The following is a 12,090-nucleotide window of genomic DNA, read 5'->3' as shown; positions in this document are numbered from 1 at the left end:
CTTCCAACCCGTTACTGCCCGGCCACCAGATTGGAAGCTGGTGTTCGGGTTCCTCGAAGCTAGGGAACCCTATTATGAGCGCATTCAACCGCCCACTTGAACAATTAGAAGACACTATCCTCGATCTTCGCGCCCTGATGAAGCTGGCGCTTTTCACCAGCGAGCACGCCGAGCCGGAAGAATTCGGCAAGCTGCGGGAAACTCTCAACACCACGTTCTACCTAATGCTGGAAAAGCTCGACAAGATCGACGGCCAGCACTCCGCCATGTGGACAATCGAGACTGCTGTAAACCGCCAGGCGGAGACACTGCAATGACCACTAAGTTAACGAGGCATCTCGTATGGAGAGACGGGCGCCCTCGCTGGGAACCAAGCCCAACCGCGCGATCATTGGGCTTCAAAGGCCGCGACCTGAAGGACGAGGAGGGAAACTGGCTCCCTTTGGCGGAGGCGACAGCGGCGGCCGAGGAGGTCAACCGCAAGGTCGACGAACTCCGCGCGGAAGTGCGGCGGCGCATCACAGCGCCGCCCGAGGACCCAACACTCGAAGCACTGCCAAAGCGAATAGACGAGATCGTCCGCACCCGAGAGGCACGCCGCTGGAAACGCATAGCATCATCGGATGCGCCATCGCTTCACAAAGCCGGGTACATCTACTTCCTATGGGCCGGAGACGCAGTGAAGATCGGTTTTTCCGTCAATCCCCTGCGACGGCTCACCGGCCTCGAAACTGGCGTGTCTGCGCCGATCGCCCGCATTGCAATTGTGCCTGGCACGCTCGCAGCGGAGCGACGTCTGCATAATCGCTTTCACAAGCAGCGCAGTCACGGAGAGTGGTTTCGCGCTACGAAGGAACTCAATCGCATCCTGATGGATATGATCGAGCAAGGAACCGCCAATATCCCCTAAATCCGGGCATCCGACCTGTCAGACATTTTCGAGGTCGGATGTCTGAAAATGTCTGATGGCTTCCGACATTCACATGTGTAAGCGCTTGAAAAATGGTGCCCCCACCAGGACTCGAACCCGGGACCTACTGATTACAAATCAGCCGCTCTACCAACTGAGCTATAAGGGCATATTAGGGCTGGGAGTTACCATATTCTCTCCCGGTGTAAAGCAAAAATGCGGCTTCTCCCAATTTTTCGGATGCGTTCGTGCCGAGGCCGTGCCAGAAAAAGCGACCGTGGCGTCTATAGCGCCGCACGCCTAAATTGACGCGAAAACAAGCGGAAGCGCCCCTGCCCCCGCAATGACAGACGGACTGAGTTCATGGCCCGCAAGTTCAACTCCCTCGCCTTCATCGCATCGCCGGCAGAGGAAGCACAGAAGGCGGCCAAGGATCTCCGGGCCCTCTACGGAGATCATGATGCGGACAAGGCCGAAGTGATCGTCGCGCTCGGCGGCGACGGCTTCATGCTGCACACGCTCCACAGGACGATGAATACCGGCAAGCTCGTCTACGGGATGAACCGCGGCTCGGTCGGGTTCCTGATGAACCGCTACAGCACCGAGAACCTGCATCAGCGCATCGCCAATGCGGACGAAAATGCATTTCATCCGCTCGAGATGCGCACCACGGACGTCAACGGCGACAAGTTCACCGCGCTTGCCATCAACGAGGTCTACCTTTTCCGCCAGTCCTATCAGGCCGCAAAGTTGAAGGTCATCGTAGACGGAAAGACGCGGCTCGACGAACTGACCTGCGACGGGCTGCTTCTGGCGACACCTGCGGGCTCCACCGCCTATAATCTTTCTGCGCACGGGCCGATCCTGCCGTTGGAAGCGCCGCTCCTGGCGTTGACGCCCGTCAGCCCTTTCCGGCCGCGGCGCTGGCGCGGGGCGCTGTTGCCGAATCACGTGACGGTGGACATCGAAATCCTCGAGGCCGACAAGCGCCCGGTCAACGCCGTGGCAGACCACCAGGAAGTCAAGTCCGTCGTGCATGTCCGCATCGCCGAATCGGAGAAGCTCACGGCGCGGATCCTTTCGGATCCGGATCATTCCTGGTCCGATCGCATTCTCGCCGAGCAGTTTTCCAATTGAAATCACACGTTGCAAGGCCGATATGGTATGATCACGGGCGGTAGCGTGCCTCGCGGTCCCGGCGTTCGGTTGCGAAGGATATCCACAATGCACAAGGCCCTGCTGATAGCGCTCTGCCTGACCCTGCCCTCAAGCGCGCTTTTCGCTCAGGACAATGGCCTCCTGCCCCCGAACATCATCTTCGTGACGAGCACGGGCTTTTGGGAGGAGAGCGGCGGCGCGCCGCAGCCGGAGGAAAGCAGGGATGGCGACAAGAGTGCGAAGACTGCGGCGCCCGGTGGGCGGCGCGGCTATTATAAACTGATTGCCGTTCGACAGGAGGACGGCACCGCGCAGGTCCATCTGCAGCAGATCGCCTCCACTCCGACCGGTCCCGAGGTGGTTTCCTCCGCGGAACTGGAGGAATTCACGGCGCTGAAACCCTATGTCACCGATATTCGCCCCGAAACCTCGACAGGGATCACGCCTCAGCCGGGAATGTTCGCGACGGTTTATCTGAAGACCGAAGCGGGCGCGACCGAGCCCGAGTCCTGGACGGTCCTCATAGACGAGCTCGGCGACATCAAGATCGAGCGCGCGACGAATTGAGGGTCACCGAACTTCGCCCCTCATCCGCCTGCCGGCACCTTTATAACTTGTCATTAGCCAAATCCGCCATGCTTGTGGATGCGGTGGCGAAGGGGACTAGGGCCTGCCGCGAGCCCCCTTCGCCCCGCTTGCGGGGGAGAAGGTGGCCGGCAGGCCGGATGAGGGGCGGCTTTCAGCGCAGACCGCACACCGCCCATCCCGAAAGGAATTTCCCCTCGCCCCCTCAATACCGGGGCAACGGCAATCAGCTCAGGTCGTCGACGGCCGCATCCGCGCCACCGCTGACGCGATGTGCAAGGGCTGCCTCCATGAACTCGTTCAGTTCACCGTCGAGCACGTCGCCCGGGCTGGTGCTTTCGACACCCGTCCTCAAATCCTTGACCAACTGATAGGGCTGAAGGACGTAGGAGCGGATCTGGTGACCCCAGCCTATATCGGTCTTCGACGCCGCCTCGACGTTGGCGGCCTCCTCGCGCTTCTTCAGTTCAGCCTCGTAGAGCCGCGCGCGAAGCATGTCCCATGCCTTGGCGCGGTTCTTGTGCTGCGAGCGTTCCTGCTGGCACTGCACCACGATGCCGCTCGGTATATGGGTGATGCGCACGGCCGAATCGGTCGTATTGACGTGCTGACCGCCGGCGCCCGAGGAGCGGTACGTATCGATCCGGCAATCGCTTTCGTTGATGTCGATCTGGATCGATTCGTCCACGACGGGATAGACCCAGATGGACGAAAAGGACGTATGGCGGCGAGCGTTGCTGTCATAGGGAGAAATCCGGACGAGGCGATGCACGCCCGATTCCGTCTTCAGCCAGCCATAGGCATTATGCCCCTTGACGAGAAGCGTAGCGGATTTGATGCCTGCTTCTTCCCCGTCCTGGATTTCCATGAGCTCGACCTTGTAGCCCTGGCGTTCGGCCCATCGCGTATACATGCGAAGCAGCATGTTCGCCCAGTCCTGGCTTTCCGTGCCGCCGGCGCCCGAATGGACTTCGAGATAAGTGTCGTTCTGGTCGGCCTCGCCCGAAAGCATGGCCTCGACCTGCTTCTTCGCCGCCTCGCCACGCAATTGGCGAAGCGCTTCCTCGGCCTCGGATACGATCGCCGAATCGCCCTCCTCTTCACCGAGTTCGATGAGCTCGATGTTGTCGTTGAGCTGCTGCTCGAAGCGGCGCAGGCCATTGATGCCATCGTCGAGCTGCTGGCGCTCGCGCATCAGTTTCTGCGCCTCGGCCGCATCGTTCCAGAGCGACGGATCTTCCGCCTTGTTGTTCAACCAGTCCAGTCGTCTTACCGCCTGATCCCAGTCAAAGATGCCTCCTCAGCAGGCTTATGGCCTGCTTGATTTCGTCGACGATGTTCTCGATTTCGCTGCGCATGATCCTGCTTCTTCAGGTGACTTTTCCAACGTGACGGTCAAATAGCGGTGCCCGCCGCCGATGTAAAGGCGACGGGCACCGCGTGCGATGGAAAGGATCAGAACAGTCCGTTGGAGCCGGAGGTTACCGCCTGGTTGGCCTGCGGAGAGGTTCTCAATATTTCTTCCGGCGGCGCATATTCGTCGAGGTCGCCGATGACCGAGAAGGTGTCCGCAGGGCCGGTGCCCGGCTTGAAGGCTTCGATGATCGTGTCCGGCTCGCCCTCGACGGCCGCCATGCCGGTCTTGCGGTTGACGGGAATAAGGCTCATGCCTTCCGGCACCACGAACTTGCCGGGACGGGTACCCTCCACCGCCTTCTGCATGAAGGCGTTGAAGATCGGCGCCGACAGGCCGCCGCCGGTCGACCCGCGCCCGAGCGGTGCCGGGTCGTCGAAGCCGAGATAGAGCCCCGCGACGAGGTCGGGAGTGTAACCCACGAACCAGGCGTCCTTCTCGTCATTGGTCGTGCCGGTCTTGCCTGCGACAGGGCGATCGAGCTTGATCTTGCCTGCCGCGGTCCCCCGCGCGACTACGCCTTCCATCATGGAGGTGATCTGATAGGAGGTCATCGGGTCGAGGACCTGCTCGCGATTGTCGATCAGCACCGGCTCTTCCTGAGCTTCCCAATGGTCGGCATTGCAATTCTCGCAGGCCCGGTCCTCGTGGCGGAAGATGGTCTTGCCGTAACGGTCCTGGATCCGGTCGATCAGCGACGGCTTGATCTGCTTGCCGCCATTGGCGATGACGGCATAGGCGGACACGAGACGCAGCACCGTCGTTTCGCCGGAACCGAGGGACATCGCAAGAAGCGGCGCCATCTTGTCGTAGATCCCGAAACGTTCGGCATATTCGGCGACGATGTTCATGCCCAGGTCGTTGGCAAGCCGGACCGTCATCAGGTTGCGCGATTTTTCGATGCCGAGGCGAAGCGTCGACGGTCCGGCAGAGCCGCCGCCGTAGTTTTCGGGCCGCCAGACCTGACCGCCCGCGACGATCTCGATAGGCGCATCCAGAATGACCGATGCCGGCGTATAGCCGTTGTCGAGGGCGGCCGCGTAGACGAAGGGCTTGAAGGCGGAACCGGGCTGGCGCATCGCCTGAGTCGCGCGGTTGAACTCGGACTGTCCGTAGGAAAACCCGCCGACCATCGCCAGCACGCGGCCGGTATGCGGGTCCATCGCGACCAATCCGCCCTGAACCTTCGGCGGCTGGCGCAGCCGATATTCGCCGGCCTCTTGCAACGGCTCGACATAGACGACGTCGCCCGGCCCGAAGACCCCCTCCGGCGACTTGGCGTTCTTGCGCTTTCCGCCCGCGGAGCGATAGGCCCACTGCATGTTCTTGGCGGCAATCCGCCCGGTCACCCGTTCAGGCACGATCTTGCCCGAGACTTCCTTTTCCGGCTGGACGCCGATTTCGGCGCCTTGGCTGTCTACAGAGAGCACGACCGCCAGTTTCCATTCCGGCACGTCGCTGAGCATGGGGATCTTGCTCAGCGGCTCGCCCCAGTCGCCGCCGATCTCGATTGTCTTCACCGGACCGTGAAAGCCTCGCCGCTCGTCGTAGTTCAAAAGCCCGTCCTGAAGCGCCTTGCGCGCCGCAATCTGCAGCCGCGGATCCAGCGACGTACGCACGGAAAGCCCGCCCTCGTAAAGGGCCTTGTCACCGTATTTCTGGATGATCTGACGACGCACTTCTTCGGCGAAGAAATCGGACGCGAAGAGGTGCGCGCCGCCGCGCCGCGGCTTGACGCCGAGCGGTTGTTGCTTTGCCTCCTCGCCGTCAGCCTTGGTGACGTATCCATTTTCGACCATCCGATCGATCACCCAGTTGCGGCGCTCGATCGCAGCCTCGACCTCGCGGAACGGGTGATAATTGGCCGGCCCCTTGGGCAGGGCCGCAAGATAGGCGGTCTCGGCAATCGTCAGTTCCGTCACCGACTTGTCGAAATAGGTCAGTGCCGCCCCGGCGATGCCGTAGGAATTCAGCCCGAAGAAAATCTCGTTGAGATAGAGCTCGAGAATGCGGTCCTTGCTGTAGGCCTGTTCGATGCGGAAGGAGAGGATCGCTTCCTTGATCTTGCGATCGAGCGTCTGGTCGGAGCTCAGAAGGAAATTCTTGGCGACCTGCTGGGTGATCGTCGACGCTCCGACCGGGCGCCGACCGGAGCCGAAATTCTGCACATTGACGACGATGGCGCGCGCAAGGCCCGTCACGTCGACACCCGGATGCCGGTAGAAATTCTTGTCTTCCGCCGAGATGAATGCGGCCTTGACGCGATCGGGTATCGCCTGAATGGGCAGATACAGCCGGCGCTCGCGCGCATATTCGGCCATCAGCGCGCCGTTACCCGCATGGAAGCGCGTCGTCACCGGCGGTGCATAATTGGCCAGCACCTCATAGTCGGGCAAGTCCTTGGTGATGCCGCCGAGATAGATCGCGACGGCCGCTGCTGTGCCAAGCAGCAGAAACGCACCAATGCCAAAAAAATATCCAATCAGTCTGATCATCAGTCAGGTACCGGTATCTAATTATCGTCCCATTGCGAGGTCGCCGAGTGCCCGAACGCTCGTTTTCCGCGAAAGGAAGCCGACTTCGCCAAACTCTTCCAAAGAAATCGTCCGGCATTTTCAGTTACACGCGTTTGGGCTCCCTCATATGGCCAGGAACCTGAAGCATCAACACCGTTTCCCACAAATCGGGACGCCCTCCCCCTAAGGGGCCCGGATTGTGAGTAAAATAGGGCTGTTACCGGATTATACAGTGCGCATCCGCTGAAAAGCATATCGCTGTTACCGGCTCGACACAAATCACATCCCCATTCCGTGGCGCCGGGCTGGGACGAGATCAGCGATCCCGGAATGCCCTGCGCATTCAACCGCCGTTTGCAACCGCGGTGTTCCGGTAGCGCTGAACGGCGTCGGCAAGCAGCGCGGATACCTTCTTCCTCCATTCCGCATCGAGCAGTTGCTTCTCATCTTCCTTGTTCGACAGGAAACCGAGCTCGAGCAGCACCGAGGGCACGTCCGGCGCCTGCAGGACCCGGAACCCCGCATGGCGGTGCGGATTGTTGATCAGCTTGATCTGCCCTTCGAACGAGGAAATGACGCTTCGGGCGAGGTTGACCGAGAAAGCCTGCGTTTCGCGGCGGGTGAGATCGATGAGGATATCCGCGACTTCGGCCGGCTCGCTTTCGAGCGGAATCCCGGCAATCTCGTCGGAGAGATTCTCGCGTGCGGCAAGATCGGCTGCGAGGTGGTCGGACGCCTTGTCGGAGATCGTGTAGACCGTGGCGCCCCGAATATCCTTCTGCCGTAATGTGTCGGCGTGAACCGAAATGAACAGGTTGGAGCCTCGCTGGCGTGCAATCTGCACGCGTTGAGGGAGAGAGAGAAATTCGTCGCGTTCCCGCGTCAGAAACGCCTCGATGCCGGGTTCGTGATTGAGCCGTTCCACCAGCTCCTTCGCGAAGGCCAGGGTCACGTGTTTCTCTTCGGTTTTCGTGACGCCACCGATTGCACCGGTATCGATTCCGCCATGGCCGGCATCTATCGCAACCACGAAGACGCCGGCCTTCGGGGGTGGCGCGGCGGCCGGCCGGCCGGTCTTGGCGGAGGGCACCGTGCCTGTCCACTGCTGCTCGGCCAGGAGCTTGTCGAAGCGGTCCTGGCCGATCCTCTCCGCATCGAGCACGAGGCGAAAGCCCTTCCCGTCCTCCACCGGCTTCACTTCCGCATGGGTCACCTCCGTCGGCCCCTTGGCGGAGAGCACAAGCCGCGAGGCCCCTGCCCCCATTCCGCCGTAGCGGATGGCGTCGAACAACCCGCGAGGCTGCAGGCTCTCCGGTTTCAGTCCGAACGACGTTTCCGGCAGATCGACGATGACGCGAAAAGGATTGGCGACGTAGTGGATGGAGAAGGCCGGCTCGCGATCGAACTCGATGACCAAGCGCGTGCGGGCATCGTCGCCGGCAATCCGCGCGGCATAGGCGAGGAGAGGCACCGGCTCGCCGGCGCGCACGCCCGCTACGGGCGACAAGAGAAGCAAAACGGCACCAAAGGCAGCGACGAGCGCGCGCATACCGCGACGACGCCCGATCGCCTCCATGGAACACAGCCTAGTCGCCGAACGCCTCACCTGAAACCCCGCATTCATCCAATCAATGTACCGGCGAAGGTCTCCCCGGCACCCCCTATCCGCCCCTCAACCAATGAACCCTCAGGGTTAACCAAAGCTTGACGCGGAGGCCGTCGCACCGCCCGTCAGCCGGCGCTGTCTTCTCCTGAAGGTCCGGTTACACCCGCGCAAGCGAATCGATCAATATTGTGGCGGCAAAGGCTTTTCCCTTGCCAATGTGACATGGAAAACATAAAAGCGTCACAAGGAGAAAGTGTTGACGGGATAGAATCGTCGGCCGGGCAGCCGGAGCTTTTAGACGAGCTTGGCGCCAGGGAGTGATCGAGCCGGAACAACCGGTTGCAACCGTATCAAGCTTCCGCGGCCGCAGGAATTCATCCGCCGTCGCCGCATTTCCTCCTCCGTATACTGGTTCGCAAATTTCCGGCGGTGGCCGGAGTTCTTGATGGTGAATTTCACCGGATGCCCGCAAGCGGGCGCATTCATCGGGCCTCTTCCAGAGGTCCAGGACATTGGCATTCTTGTTTGGTCTTTGATGTGACTCAGCAGTATCGGTCAGAAGTAGAGCGGCCCCGGGACCCCAGCGTTCCGGCTGCCGTCTGGCTGCTGCACCATCGCCTGCGCCAAACAGGACCTTTCATATCCGGCGCAGCCTCCGACGTCTTCGACAGCCTTCTTGAAAAAGGCACTCTGTCTGTCGTCCCGCCGCGCCGAGGAGCACAGCTTAGATGGCAGAGAAAATGCTTATCGATGCGTCTCACTCAGAGGAGACGCGCGTCGTTGTCGTACGCGGGAACCGCATAGAAGAATTCGATTTCGAATCGGAACATAAGAAGCAGATCCGCGGCAATATCTACCTGGCGAAGGTAACCAGAGTGGAGCCGTCGCTCCAGGCGGCCTTCGTCGATTACGGCGGCAATCGCCACGGGTTTCTGGCCTTCGCCGAAATCCATCCCGACTACTACCAGATCCCCCTCGCCGATCGTCAGGCCCTGTTGAAGGCGGAAGCCGAAGAGGCCCGCCGCGACGATGACGAGCCGAACGACACCGTGGCGGAACAGAAATCCGCGCCGGCCGGCGATACGGTTGCCGAAGTCGTGGCACAGGCCGAAGCCGCCGAGGCAGCCGGAGAAGCCGCCGAGGCCGCCGAGGCCGCTGCGGAGAAGCCGAAGGCCAAGGCCAAGCCGAAGCGTACCCGCCGCGCAAAGCCGAAGGCCGGCGAAGAGCCCGTGGCGCCTGAAGGCGGCCCGTCGGAAGACGGTGAAGGCGACAAGAACGAAATGGCCGCGGTGGTCGATACCGATTCGATCTCCGAGGATATCGACGCGCGTCGTCAGCGTGACGACGACGATGACGACGACAATCACGACGGCGAAAAGGAAATCATCGAATCCGTCGGCGCCGAAGATGCCATGGAAGAGGTGGCGGATCGTCATATCCGCAAGCCGCGCAAGCAATACCGCATTCAGGAAGTGATCAAGCGCCGGCAGATCCTGCTGGTTCAGGTCGCAAAGGAAGAGCGCGGCAACAAGGGTGCGGCACTCACGACCTATCTTTCGCTCGCAGGCCGCTACTCCGTTCTCATGCCGAACACGGCGCGCGGCGGCGGTATTTCGCGCAAGATCACCAACCTGCAGGACCGCAAGCGTCTGAAGGAAATCGCCCGCGGTCTCGACGTGCCGCAGGGAATGGGTGTGATCCTGCGCACCGCCGGGGCCAATCGCACGAAAGTCGAGATCAAGCGCGACTTCGAATACCTCATGCGGCTGTGGGAGAACGTCCGCACGCTGACGCTGAACTCTACTGCCCCCTGCCTCGTCTACGAGGAGGGCAGCCTTATCAAGCGATCGATCCGCGATCTCTACAACAAGGACATCAGCGAGATCGTCGTTTCGGGCGAGGAAGGCTACAAGGAAGCCAAGGGCTTCATGAAGATGCTGATGCCGAGCCACGCAAAGGTCGTGCAGCCCTATCGCGACGTGCATCCGATCTTCTCCCGCTCTGGCATCGAAGCGCAGCTCGATCGCATGCTGCAGCCGCAGGTGACGCTGAAGTCTGGCGGCTACATCATCATCAACCAGACCGAAGCTCTGGTTTCCATCGATGTGAACTCCGGTCGTTCGACGCGCGAACACTCGATCGAGGATACGGCTCTCCAGACGAATCTCGAGGCAGCCGAGGAAGTAGCGCGGCAATTGCGCCTTCGCGACCTTGCCGGCCTGATCGTGATCGACTTCATCGACATGGAAGAGAAGCGGAACAACCGCTCCGTCGAGAAAAAGCTCAAGGATTGCCTGAAGAACGATCGGGCCCGTATCCAGGTCGGCCGCATCTCGCATTTCGGCCTGCTCGAAATGTCTCGCCAGCGCATTCGCGCCTCGGTGCTGGAAAGCACGATGCAGACCTGCCCGCACTGCAACGGCACGGGCCATATCCGTTCGCAATCCTCCGTTGCCCTGCATGTTCTGCGCGGCATCGAGGAACATCTGCTCAAGAACACCACGCACGACATCAGCGTGCGCACGACACCCGATATCGCGCTCTACCTGCTCAATCAGAAGCGCAGCTCGATCACGGACTACGAACAGCGCTTCGGTGTCTCCATCTTCATCGAAGCGGACGCCCATGTCGGTGCGCAGCACTTCGCGATCGATCGCGGTGAACCGGTCGAAAATCCGGTGAGGATCGACCAGATCCTGCAGTTCGAGCCGGAGCCGGAAGACGAAGAAGAGGTCCTCATCGAGGAGGAGACCGACGAAGAGGAAGCGGAAGAGATTGCTGCCGAGCGTCAGGACCAGAAAAAGGGTCAGACCGACGAGCAAGGCGGCCGCAAGCGCAAGCGTCGTCGCCGCCGGCGCGGCAAGGGTACGGGTCAGGGGGCGGACGAAGCCTTCGCTGAGGCCGCCGACGCGGCTGAGGACGAGACCGGCGATGAAGGCGCCGTGGACGATGCCGAGGATGAAGGCCACGCCACGGATGCCCTGAATGGCGATAGCGAGCAGAAGCGCAAGCGTCGCCGCCGCGGCAAGCGTGGCGGCCGCCGCAGTCGTCAGGATGAACTGGCTGAAGCCGAGGGCGAGGCCGGCGTGGCTGCAGAAGCCGGCGAAGCGGCCGGTGACGACGCAGAGGCGGAAGTCCTCCCAGCCGCGGCAGCCGAGGAGACGTCGCCGGATATCGCGGCAGCCGCTGCCGTCGAGGCAGCAGCGGAGGAGCCGAAACCGGCAAAACCCCGGCGCAGCCGCAAGAAAGCAGTCAAGGCCGAGGAGCCGGCCGAGAGTGTCGACGAAGGAGCCGAGAAGGCCGTCGAGTCCCAACCCGAAACACCCGAAGCCGCCCCTGAGGCGGTGGAGGAAGCTGTTGCCGATCTGGAAGGCGCAAAGCCTGCGCGCGCAAACCGGGATCTGTCGGCGATCGCTACCGAGCCGGTCGTGACGTCCAGCAAAAGCGAGGGCGAAGAGGAGCCGGCAAAACCCAAAAAGGGCGGCTGGTGGCAGCGCCGCGGTTTCTTCTAAGAAGCAAAGAAATAGCCCGGAGCGATCCGGGCTTTTTCATGGCCGGGACGCGTGGCGGCTCAGGTGTGAGCTGCCCCATTGAAAAACTCCGCCCTTTCCGGACGGAAAGCCGCACATAGTTTTCCTTATCCCGCTCTATACTTTCCAGAGGGAGGACGAGGCCATGCACAAGTTCACAGTCATTGTTACGGAAGAGTTCGAAGCCGACACTGCCGAGGAAGCTGCCTTGCTCATGTATCAGCAACTGACCAACGGGCCGGCCCCTTTGCATTATTCGGTCACGGATGAAACGAAGCTCGCAACCAACCTGACACTGGACCGGAAAGAGGCAGATGAGTTTGCCAGTGTCGATCACACCGCAGACCCCGGCAACTGGTAAAACCCGGCGC

9 protein-coding genes and 1 tRNA gene are annotated in these 12,090 nt (G+C 61.4%); 6 read left to right on the top strand and 4 right to left on the bottom strand.

Going from position 1 to position 12,090, the window contains the following annotated elements; genetic code table 11:
* Positions 1–74: 74 nt before the first annotated feature.
* A complete protein-coding gene (locus BHD07_RS08570; protein WP_338279025.1) occupies positions 75–317 on the top strand; it encodes a hypothetical protein in 243 nt (80 codons plus the stop codon).
* Positions 314–910, top strand: coding sequence for a GIY-YIG nuclease family protein (locus BHD07_RS08565; protein WP_338279023.1), 597 nt, complete (start codon positions 314–316; stop codon positions 908–910). The genes BHD07_RS08570 and BHD07_RS08565 overlap by 4 nt, the downstream gene beginning before the upstream one ends.
* Positions 911–1,003: 93 nt before the next feature.
* Here BHD07_RS08565 and BHD07_RS08560 read toward each other — a convergent pair.
* Positions 1,004–1,079, bottom strand: a tRNA-Thr gene (locus BHD07_RS08560).
* 194 nt (positions 1,080–1,273) lie between these two features.
* Here BHD07_RS08560 and BHD07_RS08555 point away from each other — a divergent pair.
* Both BHD07_RS08555 and BHD07_RS08550 read left to right on the top strand, forming a co-directional pair.
* Positions 1,274–2,047: an NAD kinase gene (locus BHD07_RS08555; protein WP_100672236.1), complete on the top strand. Its 774-nt coding sequence runs from the start codon at positions 1,274–1,276 to the stop codon at positions 2,045–2,047.
* A gap of 87 nt (positions 2,048–2,134) precedes the next feature.
* A complete protein-coding gene (locus tag BHD07_RS08550; protein WP_100672235.1) occupies positions 2,135–2,635 on the top strand; it encodes a hypothetical protein in 501 nt (166 codons plus the stop codon).
* A gap of 244 nt (positions 2,636–2,879) precedes the next feature.
* Here the strand turns inward: BHD07_RS08550 and prfB are convergent.
* The 3 genes from prfB to BHD07_RS08535 all read right to left on the bottom strand — a co-directional run bounded on the left by prfB (position 2,880) and on the right by BHD07_RS08535 (position 8,159).
* Positions 2,880–4,011 (bottom strand): peptide chain release factor 2 gene (gene prfB / locus BHD07_RS08545; RefSeq protein WP_338279019.1). Its coding sequence is split into 2 segments (ribosomal slippage): positions 2,880–3,941 and positions 3,943–4,011, totalling 1,131 coding nucleotides; the frame shifts between segments, so codons are not numbered across the junction.
* A gap of 97 nt (positions 4,012–4,108) precedes the next feature.
* On the bottom strand, positions 4,109–6,562 hold the full coding sequence (locus BHD07_RS08540) for a penicillin-binding protein 1A (RefSeq protein ID WP_100672233.1): 2,454 nt from the start codon (positions 6,560–6,562) through the stop codon (positions 4,109–4,111).
* Positions 6,563–6,926: 364 nt separating this feature from the next.
* On the bottom strand, positions 6,927–8,159 hold the full coding sequence (locus BHD07_RS08535; RefSeq protein WP_198516729.1) for an N-acetylmuramoyl-L-alanine amidase: 1,233 nt from the start codon (positions 8,157–8,159) through the stop codon (positions 6,927–6,929).
* Positions 8,160–8,917: 758 nt separating this feature from the next.
* Here BHD07_RS08535 and BHD07_RS08530 point away from each other — a divergent pair.
* A complete protein-coding gene (locus BHD07_RS08530) occupies positions 8,918–11,701 on the top strand; it encodes an Rne/Rng family ribonuclease (RefSeq protein WP_338279016.1) in 2,784 nt (927 codons plus the stop codon).
* A 163-nt stretch (positions 11,702–11,864) separates the two neighbouring features.
* Positions 11,865–12,080 carry a hypothetical protein gene (locus tag BHD07_RS08525; RefSeq protein WP_100672230.1) on the top strand — a complete coding sequence of 72 codons (216 nt, stop codon included), beginning with the start codon at positions 11,865–11,867 and terminating at the stop codon, positions 12,078–12,080.
* Positions 12,081–12,090: the final 10 nt, after the last annotated feature.

The organism is Sinorhizobium sp. KGO-5 (genome assembly GCF_036245905.1).
Lineage (GTDB): Bacteria > Pseudomonadota > Alphaproteobacteria > Rhizobiales > Rhizobiaceae > Sinorhizobium > Sinorhizobium meliloti_A.
Note: the sequence above shows the minus strand (reverse complement) of the source record. Positions and strands in the feature narration are given on the sequence as shown.

Bases quoted from the DNA above. Each gene is read 5' to 3' on its own strand.
- BHD07_RS08570 (WP_338279025.1), top strand. From the start codon at position 75: ATGAGCGCATTCAACCGCCCACTTGAACAATTAGAAGACACTATCCTC.
- BHD07_RS08565 (WP_338279023.1), top strand. From the start codon at position 314: ATGACCACTAAGTTAACGAGGCATCTCGTATGGAGAGACGGGCGCCCT.
- BHD07_RS08555 (WP_100672236.1), top strand. From the start codon at position 1,274: ATGGCCCGCAAGTTCAACTCCCTCGCCTTCATCGCATCGCCGGCAGAG.
- BHD07_RS08550 (WP_100672235.1), top strand. From the start codon at position 2,135: ATGCACAAGGCCCTGCTGATAGCGCTCTGCCTGACCCTGCCCTCAAGC.
- BHD07_RS08540 (WP_100672233.1), bottom strand. From the start codon at position 6,562: ATGATCAGACTGATTGGATATTTTTTTGGCATTGGTGCGTTTCTGCTG.
- BHD07_RS08535 (WP_198516729.1), bottom strand. From the start codon at position 8,159: ATGGAGGCGATCGGGCGTCGTCGCGGTATGCGCGCGCTCGTCGCTGCC.
- BHD07_RS08530 (WP_338279016.1), top strand. From the start codon at position 8,918: ATGGCAGAGAAAATGCTTATCGATGCGTCTCACTCAGAGGAGACGCGC.
- BHD07_RS08525 (WP_100672230.1), top strand. From the start codon at position 11,865: ATGCACAAGTTCACAGTCATTGTTACGGAAGAGTTCGAAGCCGACACT.